Source organism: Paenibacillus dokdonensis, assembly GCF_004916975.1.
GTDB classification, from domain to species: Bacteria; Bacillota; Bacilli; order Paenibacillales; family Paenibacillaceae; genus Paenibacillus_AQ; species Paenibacillus_AQ dokdonensis.
The window spans coordinates 1527237-1552797 of record NZ_STGQ01000001.1; the positions used below are offsets into that span (position 1 = coordinate 1527237).

The window sequence follows — 25561 nt, forward strand, 5'->3', positions numbered from 1 at the left end:
CTGGAGGAGATCGAGTGGAGCACAGAGGTTCCGAATTTTATGACGACGGGTTGATTTTCAAAAGGTATCTGGATCGAAGAAACTGGACTGAAAATGCCAACGATACCATAGAAAAGCCGATTATACTTCAGTTGATTGGCAGTGTGTCCGGACTGAGAATTCTGGATTTGGGATGCGGGGATGCCTCATTCGGTAATGAGCTTCTCGATGCAGGAGCTGTTTCGTATACCGGAATTGAAGGCTCGGCGAATATGGTAGAAGAAGCAAAGAAGACAATGCGTAGATCAAAAACCGAGATTATACATACTGCAATTGAGGATTGGGATTTTCCGGATTCGCATTTTGATATGGTCATTTCCAGGCTTGTTCTGCATTACATAGAGGATGTCGAAGCGATTTTAAAAAAGGTATATCGATCCCTGGTGGACGGTGGTAGATTTGTTTTCTCCGTTGAGCATCCCGTGATGACATCCTCCTATGGACTTCCAAGAGAGGAAGGCATGAAGCAGGATTGGATCGTCGACCAATATTTCCATACGGGAATTCGTAAGCAGGAGTGGCTTGGTGGAACAGCAGTAAAATACCACAGAACGATTGAGGATATCTATTCTGCGCTCCAACATGCGGGCTTTAATATAACAAGCCTTAGAGAATCCAAGCCCAATGAAGCGAACTTCCAGCATAACGAAACTTACGAGCGGCGCATGAGAATTCCTTTGTTTTTGTTTTTCAGCGCCCAGAAAATATAGAGACGGTGATCCATACGTTAAAAATATTAAACCTTTTATTGAGATTTATTTTGGAGCTTATTTTGTTGTTTTCCTTATGTTATTGGGGATTGCATGTCCAATTGGGCGTATTCATGCAGATTGTTTTGGGTCTCGGATTACCAGTCCTTGCAGCAGTCGCGTGGGGGTTATTCATATCACCCAAAGCCTCGGTTCGCGTTCCATTATTTGTTGTGCTTTTCATTGAAGCTATTTTGTTCGCAGCGGCTGTTCTGTGTTTCATCAGTTCAGGCTTCGTAACCTTTGCCGTGATTTTTGGGGTCTTGGCCGTCGTCAACCGTTTTATCATTTTGAAATGGAAGCAGCAAGGTTTCGACACTTAAATGAAGGATGTGTTCATAGATGTTGTTCCCGGTATCGTATTCTACGTTATCTGATCAAGCTATTAATGATTATTTGAAAAATCAATATCATCTGAACAATAATACTCGTACTAGCTACCTCTTAAGAGGCATGAATGATACTTATCTCGTTACGACCCCGGAAAATAAATATGTGTTCAGAGTATACCGCGGTGACTGGAGGGGAAACGAGTCTGAGATTGCTTTTGAAATGGAGCTGCTTCATCATCTGGACCAGAACGGCATTTCCGTATCGCTTCCGATTCCGGATCAGCAGGGCAATCTTATACAAAAACTTCAAGCTCCGGAAGGAATCCGTTATGCTGTACTCTTTACCTTTGCGGAGGGGACTGAAAGAGGAATCGATACGGAGGAAATCAGTGAACGGTTTGGTCAAGCTGTTGCCGGGATTCATCTGAAAAGCGATTCTTTCCATACGACCAGCAGCAGACAAGAGCTGACCCTGGATTATTTGATACATCAAACGATGGAAGCCGTTCAACCGCATATGCAGCACCGCTTGGATGATTTTCAGGAGCTCCAACAAATTGCAGCAAGGCTTGAAAATAGTCTTCGTGAACTTGAGCTGGATACCTTGGATTGGGGCATCTGTCACGGGGATCTGCATGGCAATACGAATGTCAGCTACATGGATGATTTGTCGATGACGCATTATGATTTTGATTTATGCGGTTATGGCTGGCGCGCTTATGATATTGCTGAATTCAGGCTCGCCCGGGAAGTAAGATTAGGACATGACCCTGCTCAGCTGGAGCTCCTGTGGAGTGGTTTTATCAAAGGCTATCAATCCATCAGAGTGCTAAGCGAAAATGATCTTCATGCAGTGCCGGTATTTGTGGCAATTCGCCAATTATGGCTCTTTGGCTTATGCCTTAAAGATCCACATATCCATGGCAGCATTGATTATGGCGATGATTATATCAACGATAAGCTGCACTTTTTTAGAAACTTATCTATATTTCAAGAAGACATCAGCGTGACTCAGTCCTAAAAAAGCATGGACAATGGCATTCATCGTCTGATGGTGAACAGGATTTGAGTAATAAAAGAGCGGTCGTTGCCGCTCTTTTTCTTATAATGAAGCATATTTTGACAGTCTTTATCCCGTTAAATCATTCCTCTTATTTGGAAATGAAGGTATAATTATGAAGTGATAATAAGGAGAAAGATCTAATCAGCAGCAGAATGAGAGGTTCAGTAATTTTTTACTAATGGAGGTATTTGTGATGAAAGAAGGCAGGATTCTAGGGATTGCATATAATGTTATCCCGGTTTCTGATATGGAGCGTTCCGCAGCGTGGTATGTGAGGCATTTCGGATTCAATATCCGCAATCAGAGAGAAGACTACTTAAGCTTGTTCCGGGGGAATCGCCCGATACTGGACCTGATCCAAAGCGACAACGATTCAAGAGCAACCTTTGAAGTGAATAACCGAAAGAGATGGGTCATCACATTCTTTACGGATGATATTGAATCCCTGCATAGCGATCTGAATTCGGAGAATGTAAAGGTCGGAAATATAGCGGATGAAGGCAAATATGGTAAGTTTTTTGTGCTGGAAGATCCGGATGGTAATTTATTTGATGTATGGGAGCATCATGACTGCGAGCTTATTTTCTAAATAGACAGTCCTTTATTCGCTGAATCTCAATTTGGAGGAGAATGACCATGATTCGTTTATGCGGCCGCCAAGATCAACAAGTGATTTATGAGGTTATCAATGACGCATCGCAAGCTTACAAAGGAATTATCCCGGAAGATCGCTATCATGAGCCATATATGCCAGCTGAAGAATTAATGAGTGAATTGGAGGATGGCGTTGTATTTTGGGGATATGAAGAAGATGGCGAAATCGTTGGTGTGATGGGAATCCAGGATAAAGGTGACGTATCCTTAATCAGACATGCGTATGTGAGGACCCGGCAGCGTAACGGTGGCATCGGAACCAAGCTGCTTCATCATCTTATCTCGCAATCGGATAGGCCTGTCCTCATAGGAACCTGGGGATCAGCGGAGTGGGCAATCCGATTTTATGTGAAGAATGGGTTCCGATTGGTGTCCAAGGAAGAGAAGGAAATACTGCTGCGTCAATATTGGAACGTACCGGAACGTCAGATCGAGACCTCCGTCGTGTTATGCGATGAACGCTGGCAATTAGCTCGCTGTCTGGTTATGAAAAAACATTAAAGGATGAAGTCTGATGCGTATAAATGAGATATTTGATTCTACTCCTTTAATGGAGACGCCGCGCTTATTATTACGGAAATTGAGCGTGGAGGATGCTGAAGAATATTTCTCATTAGCATCCAATCCATTGGCGGCAAAACATACGATATGGAATGCTCACATCACCATTGAAGATTCCATTTCTTATTTATCCGGGCTCCAGGCAAAAATGGATCAGGGTCAGGCTTTTCACTGGGGGATCATCGACAAGGCGACCGGTACATTCATTGGGCGTGTCGGATTTATTTATTTTGATACACTGCACAGACTATCGGAGGTCGGATTTGCGCTTCATTGTGACTGGTGGGGGCAAGGCATCATGTCAGAAGCTGCATTGCCAATGATCCGGTACGGATTTGAAGAATTAGGACTTAACCGGATTGAAGGACGCTGTAATGCGGATAATTTGGCTTCGGAACGGGTTTTGCTTAAAATAGGTATGACCTTTGAAGGGATATTAAGACGCCAGCTGAAGATCAAGGGTGTATTTATCGACCAGAAGATGTATGCGATTCTGAATAGTGACTTTAATGAGCTGCATGAAGATGCACTGGGCCATATCTAAAGCGAGCTAACATATCCACAGGCATTTATGGAGTAATTTACGCTACAAAATCAGATCGAGGTGTTCAATGATGCTTGAAGTGGCTACTTTACAAGTAATACCGGGAGAAGAACAGAATTTTGAGAAGAGCTTTGCGCAGGCGTCAGCGATCATCTCCAGTATGAAAGGCTACATTCAGCATGAACTACACAAGTGCATGGAGGAAGCCAATAAATACATTCTGCTCGTCAAATGGGAGACGCTTACAGATCACACGGTAGGCTTTAGAGAATCGCCTGAATACAAGGAATGGAAAGCACTGCTGCATCATTATTATGATCCGTTTCCGACGGTTGAGCATTATGAGCTCTTATATAAAAATGCCTGATTTCTAAGGAATAACATAAATAAAACCAAGAGGTAGATCCTTATGATTGCATTTACGATTTGTTTTATAAAAAAGGGTGACCGGATCCTTCTTCTCAATCGCAACAAGTCAAGCTGGATGGGCATGTGGAACGGTGTGGGCGGAAAACTGGAGCCGGGCGAGACTCCGAGAGAGTCCATGTTAAGAGAAATAATGGAAGAGACGGGTATTGTTCCTGAACGTCTGCATTTCAAAGGCTTGGTTACGTGGTTAACCGAATCCAGAAAAACAGGCGGTATGTATACCTACATGGCAGAGCTGCCTGAAGAATTTCATTATCCGACTCCGATCCAGACAGACGAAGGTATTTTGGACTGGAAAGAGCTTGAATGGATTTTGCATCCGGATAACCGCGGTATTGTATATAACATTCCAAAGAGCCTTGAAAAAATCCTGTTTGATGAACATTGCTACGATCATACCTGCACCTACCAAAATGGGGAATTGGTACGGCATGATTCCGTTCGTATAGAGCCGGATATCGAAAACATAACGGATGCAAATCTGCTTGAAGAACGTATTTGCAGGGATTTTAAGTTGGTTAATTGATTGGATGACGGTGAGATCTAATAGTCGGACCCAAATCATCGCTGGATCGGAGAGGTTGATCGATGGCGGGACTAACGCCGAACAGGCTGAGCATGGTTGGATTCATAAAACTCATATGGATTGCTGCACTGTTTGTAGTGCTTACAGGATGCAAAGCCGGAGAGACTCAGCCGCTTACAGATGAGGTTACTGAACCAGATATACATGAAATAGCCATGAAAAAGGGGTATCTAGCTTATCATCATAATTACGACAATATGGACCGGGGTCATCATGATTTTGAGGCGCAAACTACGATCATAGATCCTGAATATTACAAGGACAATCCGCTCAAGCGAGGTGAGATTGTTTATTTTATAAATCCGGACTTTGATCATGATAAATATTCAAATGTTCATCTCGAAGAAATGAGTATATCCCGGATCGTGGCCTTGCCTGGAGAAACGATCAAAATTACAGCAGGACAGATTTACGTTAATGACCGCAAGCTGAGTTCATTTTATGGAAACGCTCATCGCATAGGATCGGATATCCCTGCACTGAAAAAGAGCCTGAAAGAGAAGGGGGAAATCTTGAGTGCCGAGATGAAACAAAACATCAAAAACATGATTCGGACTATGGACTCAGAGCAGCTGGGGCCGATCAAGATTCCGGACGGGGATGTATTCGTGATAGGGGATGATTGGTTCAGAAGCTTTGACAGCAGGCACTTTGGTTCCTTGCCGGCCAAGATGATTCAGGGTAAGGTTCTGGGATACCAAGAGGATCCTTCTTATAGATAGATATGGTGAAATTTTCATAATACAGATATCTATCGGATGGGAATGATTGTTACATGACATATTTTTCGTTGGGCTGTGGACCGTCTCCTGACAACTACATTTCAAGATAGAACTCACAGTTAGAACAACAAAAATGGAGGGCGCATGAAACTTTACCATTTTAGCGAGGAAGAAAATATCGAAATATTTCATCCTCGGATCAAAGCCAATCGGACAGAAATGCCGTCTGTCGTGTGGGCGATAGATGAAGCGCATGAATTCACGTTTTTTGTTCCGCGAAACTGTCCTCGGATTGTGTATACGAGGCATGATGGGATCTCAGAGGAAGACGAGATTCGATTTTTTGGACATACATCATCTAACAGCGTTATAACACTGGAAACCGGCTGGTACAGCAGAATCATGGAAACCACATTGTACCGATATGAGCTTCCGCGGGAGACCTTTGAGCTGTTTGATGAGACAGCCGGTTATTTTATTTCCAGGGAAATGGTAAAACCTGTCGAAAAAACCGAGATTCGGGATTCTTTACAGCGCTTAATGAATTTAGGCATTGATGTTCGGTTTACGCCAGATCTTTACCCGTTACGGGAAGCCATTCTACAATCATCAGTCAAGGATTTTGGCATTCACAGATTTGAGCATGCTATTTCACCTGATTACTAAAGAGAAGAAGTGGCCTACTGCTGCTTCTTTTATTTTGCTCTGCAAAAATAACAACAATAAAGGTAGAAAAGCGATGTAACTGAATCCAATATATCGAGAATTGGACTGAGCATATACGCTATATTATCAATAACGGGATATCTGATTGTCCTGCCATGGGAAGGGAGTGTTGCTTATCGTTAAACGGCAAGTGTTTTGCTATCCCAAAAGTTAAAGCGCTTTAATTATAAAAGGGAAGGGGTAAAAAAATGAGGACTAGGAATAAAAGCAGAACTGCCTGGAGCAAGACGGCCTTATTGTTAACCGCTCTCGCTCTGCTTGCCTGGCCATTTCAAGGAAACATATACGCGAATGGAACGGGGAATCTCCAGAGTGGAGCCATAAGCAAAAGCGCTGCAGTTCTGGCTGAATGGATGTTTAAGGACAAGGGTGAGCAAGGGGTTCACATGGCTACCAGTGGGAAATACCAATCCTCGTCCGTTCTGCAAAATGTGGGCGGTACCTTTGAATACTATGATGATGAAGCACATGATCTGAGCTATCAAGGCTGGGATCCGGAGGAAGGTCAGAAATACTGGCTGGCAACCCTATCAACGGCTGGCTACAGTCAAATTAAGCTTTCCTCTGAGCAAAGCTCATCCGGGTCCGGTCCGAATGAATTCAAGATTCAGACGAGTACGGATCTCTCCAATTGGACGGATGTGCCGAACGGTAACGTGAAAATGAATACCGCATCGAGCTATGACTGCCCTAAGCAGTCTTGCAAATTGAAGAATCTCGCCCTGCCATTAGCAGATGATAAGGAGCTTCTGTACATCCGCTGGATAGTGAGTGCCAATAAGGCTACCAATACGGACGAAAATCCATCCGGCATTGGAGGAGGGGGATCCAGCCGTATCCGCAGTATTCAGGTAACAGGTGAGCCCATCAAAGGAAAACAGCCTATACATCCAACGCTGGATTTGACCCACACCCCCCTGGATCAGGCAGAAAAAGCATCAGCTGCTGATCCGCTGAAGATCAAGTTCAGCAAAAAGGTGAATCTAGCAGATGAGCAGGACATCCGTGTAACTGATGAACAGGGGCAACCAGCACCTGGTCTCAAATTTGAAATCACCGAAGGAAATTTGCTGCAGATTCAGCATAACCCCCTGATATACAGTACGAAATATAAAGTTTTCATCGGCAAGTCAGCCATCAAAGGTGAGGACGGAAATCTGCTGGCACGTGATCTTACCTGGAGCTTTACTGTGCAGGATTCCCCGACGATGCCGAAGATGATCAATATGACGTTTAACGGAGATCCGAAAACAAGTCTCGCTTTTGCCTGGTATACGGACATCAAGACCGAGACAAAAATTCAGGTGATCGAAGCTTCCCGTATGCAGGGAAATGAATTTTCGGCTACTGCTGCTAGAGAATACAGCGGCTCCGCGGAAGAAATTTCAACCTACATGACGAAGGAAGACAGAACTACCGGCAGCAAAACGAAATTTTACAGTCATAAGGTGACTGCGGACCGGCTAACACCAGGAACTACATATAAATACCGCGTGGGCAATGGAACGGAGTGGAGCGCAGTCGGCTCTTTTACCACCGATACAGAAAAGTCACAGCCATATCGATTTATCGTAGGCTCGGACTCGCAGGCTTCCAATAAAGCAGAGTTTGAGCCTTGGGCAGATACGTTTAAGAAAGCGAACAATCACATTGGCAGCCCCAAATTTCTCATTAATTCAGGAGATTTGGTCGATAACGGTGACTTAGAGGAGCAGTGGCAGTGGCTGTTGGGCGTAGCCCAAGATCAGCTGCTCAATGTGCCTTTTGTACCGGTGCTGGGCGGACATGAGGTCTCGGATTGGGACGGAGATGAAACGACGCCCAACAATAATTTCTATAATCATTTCAACCTGCCGCGCAACGTGGTAAAGGCGACTCATGACGGGTCCGTGTATTCTTTTGAATATGGGGATGCGCTGTATATGGTCTTTAATTCGGAGTTTGACGGCAAGCTGAAGGAAGACGGCTCAGTAGATTGGGATGATGACAAGCATGAGCAGTTCTGGAATCAAGTGGATTGGATGCGTAATACAGTAGCAAAAAGCGATGCCAAGTGGAAGTTCGTCACATTCCACAAGTCGCCATATGCCGCTGGAGATAATTCGGCCCAATGGGAAGATCAGCGTATACAATTCTATAAAAAGAATTTGATTCCGGTATTTGATGAGCTTGGCATCGATATGGTATTCGAAGCGCATGACCATATGTATATGAGATCGTTCCAGATGTATGGGGATAAAGTGGTTGATCCCAAGGATTTGCAAAAGGACGGGGAAGGTAACGTTATAGATCCTAAAGGAACGGTCTATCTCATGTCCAATGCACTTGGCAACAAGTTCTATTACAAGAACAACCAGTATAAAGCCGGCGCCGATGGTGAGCCTGAAGAGATCATCGGTGCGGACGGCAAGCCAGTTCCGTATGATGATTATTTTGCAGCCATTGACGAGCAGCCTGAGAAGAAAATGTTCACCGATGTCTCCATCTCGGATCAGGTATTGAAGTTTGATGCCATGACAGCAGCAGTCGCGGATGAAGGCAAAGCTGGTTATAGTAAAGACGGACTTGGCGTATATGATCATTACGGTATTAAACGGACTGACACTAAACCAGCACCTGTGCAGCAAGCCGAGGTAGAGGTGAAAGACGGCAAAGCGATCGTCACATGGAAAGCACCTTCATCCGAGGTAGAACGGGTCAGAGGCTTCCGTATTTATGAGAAGGACGATAAGATCAGCAAATACTGGAGCAAGTATGTACCGGTTCAATCGGGCAATGATCAATATAGTCTTACCATTGACAATCTCGACACTGCAATTCAGTATCATCTGGTAATCCGTGCTGTCGGTGCAAGAGATAATTCGGATAAAGTAGAGGTGGGTACACTGAGAATTGCTTCAGGAAATGAACCACCATCTGCTCCATCAGAGCTGGAAGGCAAGAGTATGACTCCGTTCCAAATCAACTTGTCCTGGAACGCATCGAGCGGTTTGCAACCGGCAGGCTACCATGTATATCGTGATGGTCATTTGGCCGGTACAGCGGAAGGCACAGCTTTCCAGGATATCGGGTTACAGCCGGAAACCGTATATCAATATACGGTCAAGGCTTTCGGCAAAAATGGATCAGAATCACGTTCTACGGCTGTAATCGCTGCAAAGACAAAAGCGTCATTTCTGGGCAGCGGCGCTGTAAAGCCATTCCCGCAGCATACGGCTTACGCGGCTGGTTCGATCAAACCGAATCATCAGAGTGAGACTCAAATCGATGCGACAGTAACCCGCCTCTATAACGAATGGAAGAAAAAATATTTGAAGTCGAATACGCATCTGAAGTCATCGGACCCGTCACAGTATTACGTGTGGTATGCCGATGGCGACTGGTTCGAAAAAGAGCATGACGATGCTCTTAATGTAGATTATGATGCAACAACCGTCTCTGAAGCGCATGGCTACGGGATGCTGATTACGGCATACATGGCGGGGCAAGATCCTCAGGCCAAATCTTATTTTGACGGACTATATCGCTATTTCAGAGCCCATCCTAGCAGCATCAACCCGGACCTCATGGCCTGGAAACAGGGTGACACTGGCAAGGCCATCGTAGATGTGGATGGGGTGGATTCCGCGACAGACGGAGACATGGATATCGCATACGCCCTGCTGTTGGCGGACAGTCAATGGGGAAGCAGCGGTAAGATTAATTATTTGGCAGAAGCCAAAAAAGTGATTCAAGCCATTATGAAAAATGATGTTAATCATACCGAGTGGACATTAAAGCTGGCTGATTGGGCAGAGGATAACGATGTAAAATACGGCAGTGCGACGCGCCCCTCCGATTTTATGCTGCAGCATCTCAAGGATTTCATGCAAGTTTCCGGTGATCGAAATTGGGAGCTTGTCATTGACAAGACCTACGAGGTAAGCCGTGACCTCTTCACGAAGTTCAGTCCGAAAGCAGGTTTGCTTCCTGATTTTGTGGTGAAGAAGAACGGCAGCTATGCTCCTGCTGATCCAGAGTTTCTAGAAGCAGAAACCGATGGGGATTACAGCTATAATTCATCCCGCACACCATGGCGGATCGGGACGGATGCTTTAATTACAGGAGATGAGCGGGCAAAAGAACAGCTGAACACGCTGACAGGTTGGATTCGTAAGACAACCAAGGATGATCCCTCGAAGATTCTTGCGGGCTATAAGCTTGACGGTTCTGCACCGCTTGAGGATTATCCTGATCTGTCCTTCACTGCTCCATTGATGGTTGGGGCGATGCTCGATTCCTCCAATCAATCCTGGCTAAACCGTTTATGGGATTATAATGCGGCTGTTTCAACAGAGGAAGATGTATATTTCGGTAATACGCTTCGGCTGCTGAGCATGATTGTCGTGTCCGGTAATTGGTGGTCACCTACCCTTACAGATACACAAGCTCCGGTTCAACCGACATTAGAGAAATCTGAAGCTGTATCCGGTACGTCTATCCAGTTGAAGTGGACGCCATCATCGGATCTCATGGGGGTTGCAGGCTACAAGGTATACCGGAATAACTCCGTTATTTCTGAAACGAAGGAGCTCCAGTTTAAAGATACGGGTTTGACACCAGACACATCCTATCAGTATTTTGTGGCTGCTTATGATGCGGCCGGCAATCTGTCACCGATGAGCAATATCAGAATCGTGAAGACAAGCGCTAAGGCGGATGGTACGACGCAATAAAATGTTGATTGAAAAAGCCCTGGCTAAGCCAGGGCTTTTTTCTTGAGGGAAGCTTAATTTAACAACCAAGAAAATATGGAGTGTACGGGTGAGCTACTATATAATTGAAATATGTAAAATGTGACAGCAGTACAACTGAAGGAGGTCTGAAATATGAGTACGACTTTCTATCTTGTAAGGCATGCTATAAAAGAAGGGGCAATTGGGGATGTTCCAATAACTTCAAAAGGTGTCTTACAAGCACAATCGACAGCAAGATATTTTGGTGATTTACCTATAACAATCATACTTTCAAGTCCACTTCGAAGAGCAAAAGAAACCGCTGAATATATTGCACTAGAGACGAAATCACCGATGAATATGAATAGTCGTTTGCGGGAACGTGCTAATTGGGGGGACCTTCCAGGACAAACTTTTGAGGAGTTTGTTGCCATGTGGGAGCGGTCTACATTTGAACCCGAATATATACCACCCGTAGGCGATTCAGCAAAGCAAGCAGGTGAGCGTTTATCTTCTTTATTAACAGGATTAGCCAAGAAACACCCGTTACAAAGTAATATTGTAATCGTTACTCATGGAGGATTAATAACTGATTTTTTGGTGAATACATTCCCCGAGAACCAACTGGAAGTTTGGCATCCTAATTTCGTTGCCGTACAAAGCGAGCTGGTTCCCGAGTGTTCTATAACAACACTAATTTATGAAAGCGGAAAGTATAAAATTGCAGGCTTTGCATCCGTTGAACATTTAACGCCAATCGATCTGTCATAAGTCATCGGGTTCGTTTATCCTGGGCAGCTTCACTGTGAAGGTGGTTCCATGATCCGGAACGCTGTCAATCTGAACGGAGCCGCCATGATTATGAATAATATTTTGCGTGATCATAAATCCAAGACCTGTCCCCGTTTCTTTGGTTGTGAAAAATGGCTGTCCGAGTTTTTGAATTTGCTCCGGAGTCATACCGCTGCCTTCATCCTGAACACTGATTAGCACCTCGAGATCGCTGAATTCGGCTGTTATGTGAATGATCCCACTTGTACCCATGGCATCCATACCATTTTTAAGCAGATTGATAAACACCTGTTTTAATTGATTAATTTCCCCGGTAATCCACAGAGAAGTGTCCGGACAATGAAAAGTAATCTCGATATTTTTTAATGCAGCCTGAACTCTCATTAAGGTAATGACCTGATCCAATATGGGCAGGACATTCAGGGGTTTACTTATGTGGTTACCCTGTGGTTTGGATAAAACCAGCAGCTCATTGACAATAAGCTCGATACGTTTGAGTTCAGATTCAATAATATCGAAATACGATTCGGTACTGCGTTTTGATGACCTCATCAGCTTCATAAACCCATTAATGGAGGTCAGCGGATTACGGATTTCATGTGCAATTCCTGCTGCAAGCTGTCCGGCCATATTTAGCTTTTCGGATTGCATAATATATTCCTCTTTTTGCTGCTGATCCGTAATATCCTTGAAAACTCCAACGGCGGCTGGCTCTCCTTCATAATTGATAATCAGCGTAAAACCTTCTACAAACTTTTGCTGTCCATCCAAAGCATTGATCATATAGCTGATACTTCGGAGTGACTGGTGTGTAACAAAGTTTTTTCTGCGATCAGAAAGTGCTTGATGATAGGAAGTATCGACGACTGAATCGGTAGACATCCCGAGAACTTCGCTTTTGTCATTGGCATGAACCAGTCGGAGTGCTGCCGGATTGACGTATTGGATGATCCCTTTTTTGGTGATCAAGACGGCCAGCGGCATTTTTTCAAGAAGCTGATAATACGAATTTTGGATATCCAGCAAAATAACTTCAGTCGAATGAAGCAGCCCCTCCGTCTCGGTTAAACGGGTGCGATCTTCAAATTGCACGAAATAATGCGATGGGAAAGGGTCCTCAGCATAAATAATCGTGAGATGAATGGTCATATTCAGTTGTCGACCTGCTCTATGTAGTACTTGATGTTCGAATTTTCCGTATGTAAGATGATTGGATTCGAGCGACTTGCCGAATTCCGAAATGACAGTCAGCATATCATGATATGTAATGTCCAGGGAAGGGATGGAATGGAGTTCGTGCCGTGGATGTCCCAAAAGATCACATAATGCGGGATTAACCTTTAGAAAGGTTCCATTGAGCGAGATGAGAGCCATTCCAAGAGCAGCATGCTGAAAGGTGGGATCATAACTCTGGACATGATCACGTAACACCGATAATCTCCTCTCTTATTCCATTTTTATGTCGGATTGTACCCATATTATAATCATGATAAGGGACGGTCTTCAATGGAAGAATCAAATATTTTTAGCGTTTTCGACGGAAGTATGTTCTTTTGCATGCGATTAAAGACTTTTCCATGACAGGATTTTATTGGTATATGGGCGAATATAGTAGATCATTGATTCTTTAATAAGTGTAGAAATCCGCTGGAATATAATAGGAATGGAGTGCTGAGTATGACATCAGAAAGTATTGAATCCAGGTTGGAATCGCTTGGGATTATTCTTCCGGGGTCGAGTTCCCCGGCCGCAAGATACGTCAACTGCGTGATCGTGAACGGACTGATGTTCGTATCGGGAAAGGGTCCTTCAGGTCAACCGAAGGGAAAGCTGGGAAGTGATTTTTCGACCGTGGAAGGCTATCAATTCGCCCGGAGTACCGGGCTTGAGATTTTGGCGGTTGTGAAATCTGCTCTCGGAACGCTGGATAAAGTGAAACGAGTGGTGAAAATACAAGGCTTTGTGAATGCGCAGCCTTTTTATGAGGAGCATCACAAGGTGTTAAATGGTTGTTCGGATTTGATGATGGATGTATTTGGTGAGCGGGGAAAACATGCGCGGTCTGTATTTGGAGCCGTGTCCGTGAGAGATAACCTGCCGATCATCATTGATTCGATTTTTGAAGTGGAAGAGTAAGCATTATTCCGACAATCAATGCTTTTCACCGAACCACAACACGGCCTAGGCAATACCGGTGTGTGGTTCTTTATATTCTATGAAACAAGGAGCAGGTAAAACGGATGATGAAAATGACCGAAATTCAAGCACGAATGGAGCAGATCCCGCTGCTTGCCGGCAGCGATTCCATGATACATATCGACAAAGGCTTTTCCGGTGATCAAAAATTCATGGTGACAAAAGGAAGCCGAAAATATCTGCTGCGGGTCTTTGACATCAAGCTGTATCCGCAAAAAGGAGTAGAGTATGAAGCTTTGATACGGATGCAGCATTACCAGGTTCAATGCTCAAGACCCTTGGAGCTTGGCCGATGGGATGACATTGAGCTGGGATATATGATATTGACCTTTATCGAAGGTGAGGAAGCCGCTGTTGGAATATCGGATTATTCACCTGAAATACAGTATGCCATCGGGCTGGAAGCGGGAGCGGAGCTGTTGAAAGTTCATCAGTATCATGCGCCTGAATTCATTCCATCCTGGTACGAAAGGCAGGTCAGGAAATATCACCGCAATAGGGATCAGTACCGCAGCTGTGGGGTTCGAATTAAGGATGACACCAAACTCTTCGGGTTTATTGATGAGCATCTTCATTGGATGCAGAGCCGTCCGAACCGGTTCCAGCATGATGATTTCCATCTGGCGAATCTGGTTGTCCAAGATGGGCATCTGTCGGGAGTGATTGACTTTAACCGGTGCGATTGGGGGGATCCAATCCATGACTTTTTGAAAATCAGCTTTTTCTCGAGCGATTTGAGTGTTCCATTTGCCATCGGACAGATCCATGGATATCATGGTCAGCAGGAGCCGGACGAGACATTTTGGCAGCTGTATTCGCTCTATTTGGCCATGAACCTGGTTGGTTCGGTTGCTTGGACACTCAGAGTGTATCCGGAGGGAATAAGTGACATGATGGATAGAATCGACAGGGTGCTGGAGGATCATCGGTATTTTGAAAAAATGGTTCCGGTGTGGTACACCAATCACAATATGAGACAGGAGGTTTGAATGTGGTTACCGACGGAGCGCGGATCGCTGAGGAGGTAGTCGTGAATCAAACGGTCATATATATGGTGAGACATGCGGAATCGAAGTACATACCGGGCATGGAAGAAGCCAGGGGACTATCCGAAAAAGGGATAATGGATGCCCTCTTCGTTAGAGATATACTGCGTACGGAGGAGATCGACGCTTTTTTTTCGAGTCCATATCAACGGGCTATTCAAACCGTGGAACCATCGGCTCGTGAAGCGGGCGGGGATATTATTCTTATTGAAGACCTGAAGGAAAGAACCCTTGCTGGCGAGGATTTTCAAGTGCCGGATGGTCATTTTTTCAGCTGCAAAAAGCAGCTTTACGATGATTTTCATTTTGCGCTTCCTGGTGGAGAGTCGAGTTCAGAAGCCCAGTACCGAGGTTCGCAGGTCATATTGAAGCTTCTTGAAGAACATCGCGGTAAAAAAATAGCTATCGGCACCCATGGTGATATCATGACGTTGATCATGAATTATTTTAACCGGGAGTATGATTTTGAGTTTTGGAGATCGACATCCATGCCTGATGTGTATAAACTGGCTTTTGAAGATAAGGAATTAAAGCATGTTACGAGATACTGGGCGGAATAAAAGTTGAAAATAGAAGCTGCGCTGGATACTGGAATCTGGTCAGTTTCTTTTTTTGTCTGTAATTGTATTAAGTTTATGTGACGACAGATGTAAAGACGCTGGTTCACATCTCTGCTATATTGGGATTAATATTGCAAACAATGGCAAAGGGTGGGATTTGTTTTGAGGAAAGCTTCCGGTGAACGTGCTACACTGATATTCCGTTTTTTTATACCTTATGCGCTTATTCTGCTGGGCTCCTTGCTTGTTGGATGGTTTGCTTATCATAAAACCTCGGCTCTGGTGGAGAGTGAAACGAAGAAAAGCAATGCGGCAGCACTCGGACAAATCCGGGAGGCGCTGGACCGGCGTTTTGCGGAAGTGGAGACCATTGCCGAGCAAATGTCCAGTGAGTCCAAAATCCAGTCCTTTCAATTCGTCAAAGCCCCTTTCCAGAACACTAATCCATATCGATTATGGGATCTGGAGCAAAGCTTGTTTGATTACCGGATGTCGAACCATTTTATCGTGGATTATTATATCGCCTATAAGAGCAGCGGCATGTTTATTTCTCCGCGCAAGGTGTATAACGCACAGCAATTTTACAGCCTCCAGCTTCGTTACGACAACATGTCTTATGATGAATGGTACGCTCAGCTTTTTAATCAATATTATTATAAAACCTATAAACCCGGTATGCCGGTGATATACGAAGGAAAGGCATATTCGGTCGTCAGTTATATGCAGTCGTTTGGAACAAGAGACAGCGGCGGAGTCATTACCGTGCTCATTAACAACCGTCAGATCCAGGAGATGCTTCAGCATATAGATTCGGAGCAGGGAGGATTCGCTTATGTCGCTGACCAGAATGGAAACCTCATCAGTCACACGGGATTGGAGGGACAGTCAATAAATTTGAAAGCGCTTCCCATCCAAGAAGGGTTTTCGCAAATTCAGTGGAGCGGGAAGAAGATGCTAATCACGCAAACGACCTCCAGCTATAACGGCTGGACCTATGTATCTGCCCAACCGGAAACGGTTGTCCTGCAAAAGGCCAATTATATCAAGGATCTTACGTTAACCGTATTCCTTCTGGCGCTTATCGCAGGGCTGCTGGTAGCTGGTTTTCTGGCTTACCGCAGCAGTCGCCCCGTGTTTAAGCTGCTCCAGCTGCTGCCACTAAAGCCTGGGGGGAAAGAGAAACGTCCGCTAGGCAATCTGATGGATGATATTCGGAGTTCGGTATCCGCTTTGGTGGAGAGCCATGATGCGCTGAACAGCCGGCTTGAGGCCCAAGTGCCGCTGCTGAGAAATGTGTTTTTCGACCGTCTCCTACAAGGCGGTTTTACATCAGTAGAGGAAGTTGAGGCGGCGATGGAGCATTCCCGTATTGAGCTTTGCGGAAGTTATCTGACTGCCGCGATTATCCGGCTTCGGGGCTACCATGCACCGTACAATGAAGAAATGCTGATGGAGCTGGATATCGTGAAGCTGAATATCCGGGATGTTATCTCTTCGAGCAGTACGGCAGAACAGGTTTTTGTACAGGTTCATGATTTGGGCGAAAACAAGCTGGCTCTGCTGTTCCATGGTGAAGGAGGTTCCTCCGAATATTTTATGGATATGGTAAAGCAGCTCGTCCATCATTTATATGGAAGATTACAAGATGCAAGCAATGCAGGTCTATTATTAGCTGTCGGAACCTGCCAAACCAGACTGACGGAGATTTATCGTGCGTTTGGAGAAGCTGAATTCATCTTGCTTCATGCTGCATGGAACGAGCAGCAACCGTTATTATTCTACGATGATGCGCAGGTGCCTGTTCCCGCCTATTTTTATCCTGCGGATGTTGAGCAGCGATTGATTCAGCTGGTGAGATCGGGCAATAAGCCGGAGACCGCCCGCCTGATGGAACAGATCAGGGATAAAAATGGGGGAGAACATCAGGTGCCGGCAGTCGTCGAACGGCTTCTTGCTCAAGAGCTGTGCGGAACGCTGATGAAATGCTGCGAACCCTCCGGCTCGGGTGAGGATCTGATAAGCCATGAAGTGGAGGTCGTGCTGAAAGCTTCCGATCCCGCATTGTCTTCCCCCGAAGCGATTCATATGTTGTTTCAGACATTGCTGCAGCTCTGTCAGAAGTATGAGGACCGTAAACGAAGTCATAATGATTCTCTGGCAGGCAAGCTGATCGAATATATTGACCTTCACTATCCGGAGCCGGATCTCAGCCTTGCTGTGCTTGCGCAGGAAGCTCGGACTTCCGAAGCATATGTGTCATTTTTCTTCAAAGAACAAACGGGCATGAACTTTTCAGACTATTTGGAGAATGTCCGCATGGAGGAGGCCAAGCGACTGCTTGCCCATAGCGGCATGCCTGTGAGTGAAATTGCGGCACTTACCGGCTACTTGTCCCTGAATACGTTCAGCAGAGCTTTTAAACGTGCGAATGGTTTCAGTGCAACGGAATTCCGGAAGGAAAACCAGCCGCGGGAAGCCTGAATGTAAAGAAAAGAATAATGCTCATAATGCGGAATAATGTTCATTCTAAAGTACGGTATAGCAGCCAAAACATGCAGATTTACCTCCGAAAAGGCTCTCGTCTATACTTCAGTCACCGGCCGGAATAAAAAACATAATCGGGGGTGACTATGCTGAATCTTTGGAAGGACATCAGAAGCAAATGGCAATTGTACGCACTGTTTGCTTTGCCGCTGCTCTACATCATTATATTCAAGTATGTGCCGATGTACGGCGCACAGATCGCTTTCAAGGAATTTAACGTAACCAAAGGCATCGGAGGCAGCCCGTGGGTGGGATTTGCACAATTTGAACGTTTTTTTCACTCCCATGAGTTCTGGAGATTGCTGCGGAATACGCTGGTGATCAGCTTTTATGCCCTGCTAGCGAGCTTCCCGTTTCCCATTATCCTGGCACTGGGTCTGAACTATGTGAAGAATCGGCGTTTCAAGAACACGGTACAGATGATTACATATGCGCCGTATTTCATTTCCTTGGTTGTCCTGGTGGGGCTCTTGCTGCAGTTTCTTGACCCGCGGACCGGACTGATAAACACATTGCTCGGATGGTTTGGCCTTGGACCGTTTCATTTTATGGCGCAGGCTTCCTGGTTTAATTCGATCTATGTATGGTCGCATGTGTGGCAGAATACTGGTTTTGCCTGCATTATCTATCTGGCTGCGCTCTCCGGCATTGATCCGGCATTGCATGAGGCGGCAGTGATGGACGGGGCGACCAAGGTTCAGCGGATGCGTCATATCGATATACCGGGCATTCTGCCGATCGCGGTCATTCTTCTGATCCTGAATACAGGACAAATGCTCGAAACGGGCTTCGAGAAAATATTGCTGATGCAAAATGCGCTGAATCTGCGCTCCTCTGAAGTCATCGATACTTACGTCTATAAAGTGGGGCTTGTGTCACAGGCTATGAATTTCTCGTATGCGACAGCCATTGGCTTGTTCAAAGCGGTGATCGGCTTCATCCTGCTCATAATCGTGAATCAGACAGCCAAACAATTGAAGCAGGAAAGCTTATGGTAGAAAGGCGGCGGAAACCTTGCGAAAGACAAAAATGAAAGAAGCCGGCTCTGACCGTCTGTTTACGATCATGAATTATTTGGTACTGACTCTGATTATGATTATCGTGCTGTATCCGCTCGTTTATGTTGTAAGCGCTTCATTCAGCTCGAGCAGTGCAGTCTTGTCAGGACGCGTGTGGTTGTGGCCTGTTGAACCAACGCTGGATGGGTACCGGGCTGTTTTCAAAAATGGAATGGTTGTACGCGGCTTTATGAACACCTTGTTCTACACCGTGGCGGGAACGGGAATTAACCTGCTGTTTACGGTTCTGGCAGCTTATCCGCTGTCCAGAAAAGATTTCCGCGGACGGAATGTATTTATGCTCCTGTTCGTCTTCACCATGATGTTTAACGGAGGGCTTATTCCAACCTATTTGCTGGTAAAAAATCTCGGTATGATCGACACGGTCTGGTCCATGCTGATTCCGGCGGCTTTGTCGGTCTGGAATGTCATCATCATGCGGACGTATTTTCAAACGACGATTCCCGGCGAACTGCTGGAAGCATCGCAGTTGGACGGATGTACAGATTTCCGTTTCCTGCTTCGGATTGTGCTGCCCCTGTCCGGGCCGATCCTTGCGGTTATCGCCTTGTTCTATGCCGTGGGGCATTGGAATCAATATTTCAACGCAATGATTTTCCTGAAACGGGCGGATTTGTATCCGCTGCAATTGATTCTTAGAGATATTCTCGTCCAGAACGAAATCAATATTGACATGCTCGGGGATGCGAAGACCGCTGCGGCGCGTCAGGGACTGCGGGAGCTGCTCAAATATTCACTGATTGTTGTGACCTCTGTCCCGCTGCTCGTGGTGTATCCATTCGTGCAGAAGTTTTTCGTTAAAGGTGTCATGATTGGCTCGATAAAGGGCTGATAGCGGGTCATGAAAGATTTCGATAACTTTTGAAAAAACATGGAGGGTTGTTATGTACAAGAAAGCTGGCAAGATCGCAAGTCTGGTCATTGCTGTCAGTATGCTGCTCGCAGGATGCTCAGGCGGCTCGAAAGAGGGAAGCGGGGAGAGCAAAGAAAGTAAAGCGCCCGCAGCCAAGACGGTAGAATTATCGGCACCGGGAACTTACCCGTTGGTAAAGGATAAAACGACGCTCAAGATCATGGTGCGCGGCAATCCGCTTGTGGAGAATTTCGAAACCAACGAGTTCACCAAATGGTATGAGGAAAAAACCAACGTCCACATTGAGTGGGAGGTCGTTCCGGAACAGAGCATGCAGGAGAAGCTGAACCTGGTACTGGCGAGCGAGGATTATCCGGACGTCATCATGGGTCTGAATGTATCCCCTACACAGCAAATGATCTATGGAACTCAGGGCGCATTCCTTCCGCTGAATGATTTGATTGAAAAGGAAGGCACGCAAACGAAGAAAATGTTCCAGGACAATCCTGAAATCAAAGACACGGTTACCGCCATTGACGGCAACATCTATGCACTGCCTGAAGTGAATGATTGTTATCACTGTTCCATGAGTCAGAAAATGTGGATTTATGAGCCTTGGCTCAAAAAGCTCGGTCTCGAAATGCCGAAGACAACAGATGATCTCTACAATGTTCTGAAGGCTTTTAAGGAGAAGGATCCGAATGGCAACGGGAAAAAGGATGAAGTACCGCTTTCCATTACTCAAAAGTCATGGCGTTCGACCATAGATTCGTTCCTGATGAACTCCTTCATTTATAATCCGGTGTACGGATCAAGCAGCAAACATATGTACATTAAGGACGGCAAACTCGATGTTGCGTATAACAAACCGGAATGGCGCGAAGGCCTGCGTTATCTCAACAAGCTTTACAAGGATGGACTGATTGCTCCGGAATCATTTACCCAGGACGAGAACCAGCTGATTCAGCAGGGTGAAAATCCGGATACGGTAATTTTAGGCGCTTCCACGGGTGGCCATGAAGGCGTATTCACACAGCTGCTGGGTGAAAGCGGACGATGGAAAGAGTATAAGGCTGTTCCTCCTCTGAAAGGACCCGGAGGCGTGCAGTATGCCGCAACGGACACCACTGCGTTGACACCTGGATCCTTCATCATTACCAAGAAGGCCAAAAATCCGGAGCTTGCTCTGCGCTGGGCGGATGGCTTGTACGAGAAAGAAATGACGCTGCGGAGTGTGTACGGCCGCCCCGATCAGGAATGGCGTGACGCCAAGGATGGCGAAATCGGCATTAACGGCAAGCCTGCCGTGTGGTCCGAGCTTAAATCCTTTGGTACGGTTCAAAATGTGAACTGGGCTCAGACCGGGCCGGCAATGCGTTCTAACGATTTCCGCCTGTCGGCGGTAGCAAAAGGTGATGATGATTTAGAGGTAATCCTGTACAACGAGACGAAGAATAAATATGAGCCGTATAAACCAACAGATGTCAGCACAGTGCCGCCGCTGTTCCTGACCAATGAACAGGCGTCCGAGGTGGCCGATTTGGCCAAGACCATCAATGACTATGTGGATGAGATGATTGCCCGTTTTGTCATTGGAGATGCGAGCCTGGATACGGAATGGGACAGCTACGTCAGCCAGCTGGATAACATGAACTTAAAACGTTATCTGGAAATTTACCAAACGGCTTATGATGAAAAGAACAAAAAATAAACCAGCAAACGGAGGTTAAGACTGACATGAATCCGCGTTTTGAAAGAACACTTCCCCTGATGGAAGATCGATTCGGCTTGTTTATTCACTGGGGCTTGTATGCGATCCCGGCAAGGGGAGAATGGATACGGAATAATGAACGCATCACCAATGAGGATTATCAGCCGTATTTCGAAGAATTCAATCCGGTTCTGTACGACCCGAGGAGCTGGGCGAAATCAGCCAAGGCGGCTGGTCAGCGCTATGCTGTTCTCACAACCAAGCATCACGATGGCTTCTGTCTCTTTGACAGCCAGCTTACGGAGTACAAGGCAACCAATACGCCTGCAGGACGGGATTTGATCCGCGAGTATGTGGATGCATTCCGGGAAGAAGGCATTAAGGTCGGTTTCTATTATTCTTTAATCGATTGGTATCATGACGATTATCCGGCATATAATGACAGGCATCATCCGATGAGGGGCAATGAAGACTTCAAGGACAAGGAAACGGAGTTCGACCGTTACCTAGACTATATGCACGGCCAGGTGCGGGAGCTCCTCACCAACTACGGCAAGATTGATATCATCTGGTTCGACTTCTCCTATGACGATATGACAGCCGAGAAGTGGCGGGCAACCGAGCTGATTCAGATGATTCGCTCTCTTCAGCCGGATATCGTCATTGACAACCGTCTTGGCGGCAACATTATGGCGGAGGAGCCTGAAGTGTACGCAGGCGATTTCTTCTCACCTGAACAGATTATCCCGCCTGAAGGAATCGTGAATTCGGCTGGTGAGGCGGTTCCCTGGGAAGCATGTATTACGCTGAATGATCATTGGGGATACCATTCCACCGATCATAATTACAAGTCCCCGCGTCAAGTCATTCGAGCCCTGGTGGAATGCGTCAGCAAGAACGGCAATTTACTCTTAAACGTGGGCCCGGATGCCAAAGGCGAGATTCCTGAAGAGTCACTCGAAATTCTGGCGGCTGTCGGGAAGTGGCTTCAGCGCAATGGCGACAGCATTTACGGCTGTGGAATCGCTAGCTTGCCTAAGCCGGAATGGGGGCGTTACACCCAACGCGGTAATAAGCTGTATGCGCATGTATTCGACCGAGGCATCGGCCCCATCTACTTCCAGGGCTTAAAAGGTAAAATTAAAAAAGCAAGGCTGCTGTCTGATGGCAGTGAGCTTCATGTGCAAACGCCATGGATGGCGGATCAATACTCCGATACCGAAAGCGGCGCCTTTATTCACATTGCCGGCGGAGATCTGCCGGATGAACTGGACACGGTGATTGAACTGGAGCTTTTTGAATAAATAATAGATAGCGGTATGAAGCGTTTATAAGACACTTATATGGCAAGGAGCTGATAAACGGAATGAAGCCAGGAGTAAGCAGCTATAGCCTGCTTCATGCGATCAAAGCCGGCGAGATGTCCGTGCTTGATGTCATCGACTGGATTGCGGAGCAGGGTGGAGAACATATGGAGATCGTTCCTTATGGGTATACACTCGAAGACCAGCCTGAACTCGCGGATGCCGTCCGCGAGCGGGCTGCGGCGAAGGGGATCGAGTTGTCCAATTATTCGATGCCCGCGAATTTCGTGCAGGAGACACGCGAAGACTTCGAGGCCGAGATGGAGAGGGTCAAAAGGCATGTGGATACCGTACACAGGCTGGGCATGAAGCATATGCGCCACGACGTGACCGCTTTCACGCTGCCGCCCGACAAATGGGGCATCGACTATTTGGAGAATCATCTGGAGCAGATCGTGAAGGGCTGCCGGCAAATTGCTGATTATGCGGCTGGTTATGGCATCACGACCACGATTGAGAATCATGGCGTCAGCGTTCAGGCAAGCGATCGTGTACAGCGGGTTCTTCGGGCGGTGGACCGTCCGAATTTCAAAACGACGATTGATATTTGCAACTTTCTCTGCGTCGACGAAGAGCCTCTGGTTGGCGTGAAACGGAATTTACCCTTTGCCTCGTTGATTCACGTCAAGGATTTCTATATCCGTCCCGCGGATGAAAATCCCGGCGGCGGCGACTGGTTCCGCAGTACGCATGGAAACTATCTGCGGGGCGCGATCTTTGGCCAGGGCGATATCGATGTCCGTCGCGTGCTGCGCTTGGTAAAAGCATCCGGTTACGACGGATATATTACGCTTGAGTTCGAGGGTATGGAGGAGTGTCGCAAGGCCACGAAGCTGGGTCTTGATAATTTGCGGCGAATTTGGAATGAAATTTAAAGGGTAATATGAAAAGCCTGTTCATGCTACTAATGCATGAACAGGCTTTTTTAATGAACGAATTTATTGGGGTCAACATGGGGCAATCAATGGCGATGCATTTTTACATGGATATCGCAGTCTCCGTGGCCGTGGTTTTCCGCTCCTTAAACATAAAATAATAAATCGCTGAAGCGCTGATATAAAGAACGCCAGTCATGCTGAACGTGATTGCATAACCCCAATAAGTTCCATAAGTAGTTAATAACAAAGATTGCACGGGTCCCATCGTTGCCCAGCCCATCATAAAAGCAGTCTGTGTCATGGAATTCGCAATCCCTCTGCGTGCATCGGATACTCTGTCCACCATAATGGAGGACTGGATTGGGTTGGCTGCATTCATCAGGGCCTGACGGAACAGGAAGCTGATAGAGGCTATCACGAATAGATTCGTGAAGCCGGTAAGCAGCAGGAACGGCAATGACATCATCTGGAAGAGTACGACAGCTTTTACAGGTCCTACCCGGCTTGCGAGAGTAGGTCCGATGAGCATCGAAACGATGGTCATCACTTGGCCGAGTGAGATCAGAATGCCCACAGCCGTCAATGATACGGCGAAACGGTTAGTAAAATACAGGTTAAGGTAGGGGACGACGAGCCCTGAGCCTGTACCTACAATTAATTGCGCGAGTGTAAACTTCAATATTGCTTTCCAGTCGTCTTTGGCCTGTGCTGGCAGCTTGACGGGTTCTTCAGGAACCACGGCTTCGATCAAGACCTTGTCCTTCACCGTTTTCTTTACGAATAGAAGGGGAATGAATGCGAGCACGCTGGCAGCGCCCCCGGCAAAGAGAACGGCCTGCAAACTGTGGATTTTGCTCCAGCCCGCCTGCTGCAGCAGATCCGCCAGGAATCCACCGCCGCTGCTTCCCAGTACTTGTGCTGCGAGAACAAGTGAAAAATGATAGCTGAACATTCTCAGCCGCTGCTGCTTAGTTGTATTCTCCGCCAAGAACGGTACAGCGATAACCTGAAAGAACGCGGCAAACAAGCCAGCGGCTATCGAGAGTATGATGAGTCCTGATTCCCCGCTGACAAAGGCTCTTCCCATAAAACTGAGACCGGCCAGCAAGGCCCCAAACAAGAGCAGAAGCCGGTGGCTGACGCGGTCGGCAATCAGTCCAATCGGAATAAATATGAGCGCTGTCGCCAGGGACTGTACGCTGACGATCGTTCCGTTCATCGTATCCTGATATCCCAGGGACTGAATGTATAAATTGTAGAGCACCGAAAACATGCCTGTACCGATCTGGTACAGAAGGTTTGCCAGAAAAAAGAGCCGGATATTGCGACCGAGCTGTTTCCATCCCGATGTTACTGCATGCAGTACATGCATTTTGTCTGATCCTCCGTCGTTGTCATAGTTTGTCTCCCCATTGTAG

The 25561-nt window shown here is 46.4% G+C and carries 23 protein-coding genes; 21 read left to right on the top strand and 2 right to left on the bottom strand.

What is annotated here, in order from left to right; translation table 11 throughout:
* The first annotated feature begins 14 nt into the window (after positions 1 to 14).
* The 12 genes from E6W40_RS07215 to E6W40_RS07270 all read left to right on the top strand — a co-directional run bounded on the left by E6W40_RS07215 (position 15) and on the right by E6W40_RS07270 (position 11891).
* Entirely contained in the window at positions 15 to 749 is a 735-nt protein-coding gene (locus tag E6W40_RS07215) for a class I SAM-dependent DNA methyltransferase (RefSeq protein WP_136604867.1), read from the top strand.
* Positions 750 to 754: 5 nt separating this feature from the next.
* Positions 755 to 1111, top strand: a complete 357-nt coding sequence (locus E6W40_RS07220; RefSeq protein ID WP_281281441.1) for a YrdB family protein — start codon at positions 755 to 757, stop codon at positions 1109 to 1111.
* A gap of 130 nt (positions 1112 to 1241) precedes the next feature.
* Entirely contained in the window at positions 1242 to 2141 is a 900-nt protein-coding gene (locus E6W40_RS07225) for a homoserine kinase (RefSeq protein WP_246072904.1), read from the top strand.
* 235 nt (positions 2142 to 2376) lie between these two features.
* Positions 2377 to 2772, top strand: coding sequence for a VOC family protein (locus E6W40_RS07230; protein ID WP_136604869.1), 396 nt, complete (start codon positions 2377 to 2379; stop codon positions 2770 to 2772).
* Between the two features lie 47 nt (positions 2773 to 2819).
* Entirely contained in the window at positions 2820 to 3338 is a 519-nt protein-coding gene (locus tag E6W40_RS07235; protein WP_136604870.1) for a GNAT family N-acetyltransferase, read from the top strand.
* 13 nt (positions 3339 to 3351) lie between these two features.
* Positions 3352 to 3942 carry a GNAT family N-acetyltransferase gene (locus tag E6W40_RS07240; RefSeq protein ID WP_136604871.1) on the top strand — a complete coding sequence of 197 codons (591 nt, stop codon included), beginning with the start codon at positions 3352 to 3354 and terminating at the stop codon, positions 3940 to 3942.
* A gap of 67 nt (positions 3943 to 4009) precedes the next feature.
* A complete protein-coding gene (locus E6W40_RS07245; protein WP_136604872.1) occupies positions 4010 to 4309 on the top strand; it encodes an antibiotic biosynthesis monooxygenase family protein in 300 nt (99 codons plus the stop codon).
* A 42-nt stretch (positions 4310 to 4351) separates the two neighbouring features.
* The gene (locus tag E6W40_RS07250) at positions 4352 to 4897 is read left to right on the top strand and encodes an NUDIX hydrolase (protein WP_136604873.1); all 546 of its coding nucleotides are present in this window, start codon (positions 4352 to 4354) and stop codon (positions 4895 to 4897) included.
* 62 nt (positions 4898 to 4959) lie between these two features.
* Positions 4960 to 5679, top strand: coding sequence for a signal peptidase I (lepB, locus tag E6W40_RS07255; RefSeq protein ID WP_136604874.1), 720 nt, complete (start codon positions 4960 to 4962; stop codon positions 5677 to 5679).
* Positions 5680 to 5823: 144 nt separating this feature from the next.
* Positions 5824 to 6345, top strand: coding sequence for a DUF6886 family protein (locus tag E6W40_RS07260; RefSeq protein ID WP_136604875.1), 522 nt, complete (start codon positions 5824 to 5826; stop codon positions 6343 to 6345).
* A gap of 248 nt (positions 6346 to 6593) precedes the next feature.
* The gene (locus E6W40_RS07265) at positions 6594 to 11120 is read left to right on the top strand and encodes a glycosyl hydrolase family 8 (RefSeq protein ID WP_246072905.1); all 4527 of its coding nucleotides are present in this window, start codon (positions 6594 to 6596) and stop codon (positions 11118 to 11120) included.
* 153 nt (positions 11121 to 11273) lie between these two features.
* Positions 11274 to 11891 (top strand): histidine phosphatase family protein, encoded by a 618-nt coding sequence (locus E6W40_RS07270; RefSeq protein ID WP_136604876.1) that lies wholly within the window; start codon positions 11274 to 11276, stop codon positions 11889 to 11891.
* Here E6W40_RS07270 and E6W40_RS07275 read toward each other — a convergent pair.
* Entirely contained in the window at positions 11886 to 13343 is a 1458-nt protein-coding gene (locus tag E6W40_RS07275; RefSeq protein ID WP_246072906.1) for an ATP-binding protein, read from the bottom strand. The genes E6W40_RS07270 and E6W40_RS07275 overlap by 6 nt on opposite strands.
* A gap of 246 nt (positions 13344 to 13589) precedes the next feature.
* Between E6W40_RS07275 and E6W40_RS07280 the strand changes: the two genes are divergently transcribed.
* From E6W40_RS07280 to E6W40_RS07320, 9 genes are all read left to right on the top strand, one after another.
* Complete coding sequence (locus tag E6W40_RS07280) at positions 13590 to 14048, top strand: RidA family protein (protein WP_136604877.1); 459 nt, start codon at positions 13590 to 13592, stop codon at positions 14046 to 14048.
* 104 nt (positions 14049 to 14152) lie between these two features.
* Positions 14153 to 15097, top strand: coding sequence for an aminoglycoside phosphotransferase family protein (locus E6W40_RS07285; protein ID WP_246072907.1), 945 nt, complete (start codon positions 14153 to 14155; stop codon positions 15095 to 15097).
* Between the two features lie 2 nt (positions 15098 to 15099).
* A complete protein-coding gene (locus E6W40_RS07290) occupies positions 15100 to 15714 on the top strand; it encodes a histidine phosphatase family protein (RefSeq protein WP_246072908.1) in 615 nt (204 codons plus the stop codon).
* A 162-nt stretch (positions 15715 to 15876) separates the two neighbouring features.
* Complete coding sequence (locus E6W40_RS07295) at positions 15877 to 18195, top strand: AraC family transcriptional regulator (protein ID WP_136604878.1); 2319 nt, start codon at positions 15877 to 15879, stop codon at positions 18193 to 18195.
* Positions 18196 to 18344: 149 nt separating this feature from the next.
* Entirely contained in the window at positions 18345 to 19256 is a 912-nt protein-coding gene (locus tag E6W40_RS07300) for an ABC transporter permease (RefSeq protein WP_168928846.1), read from the top strand.
* 31 nt (positions 19257 to 19287) lie between these two features.
* Positions 19288 to 20169, top strand: a complete 882-nt coding sequence (locus E6W40_RS07305) for a carbohydrate ABC transporter permease (protein WP_374706180.1) — start codon at positions 19288 to 19290, stop codon at positions 20167 to 20169.
* 52 nt (positions 20170 to 20221) lie between these two features.
* On the top strand, positions 20222 to 21901 hold the full coding sequence (locus E6W40_RS07310) for an ABC transporter substrate-binding protein (RefSeq protein WP_136604880.1): 1680 nt from the start codon (positions 20222 to 20224) through the stop codon (positions 21899 to 21901).
* A 26-nt stretch (positions 21902 to 21927) separates the two neighbouring features.
* Positions 21928 to 23205 (top strand): alpha-L-fucosidase, encoded by a 1278-nt coding sequence (locus E6W40_RS07315; protein WP_136604881.1) that lies wholly within the window; start codon positions 21928 to 21930, stop codon positions 23203 to 23205.
* Between the two features lie 62 nt (positions 23206 to 23267).
* A complete protein-coding gene (locus E6W40_RS07320; RefSeq protein ID WP_136604882.1) occupies positions 23268 to 24140 on the top strand; it encodes a sugar phosphate isomerase/epimerase family protein in 873 nt (290 codons plus the stop codon).
* Positions 24141 to 24243: 103 nt separating this feature from the next.
* On the opposite strand, the gene E6W40_RS07325 is transcribed toward E6W40_RS07320, so the two are convergent.
* A complete protein-coding gene (locus tag E6W40_RS07325) occupies positions 24244 to 25515 on the bottom strand; it encodes an MFS transporter (RefSeq protein WP_136604883.1) in 1272 nt (423 codons plus the stop codon).
* Between the last annotated feature and the right edge of the window lie 46 nt (positions 25516 to 25561).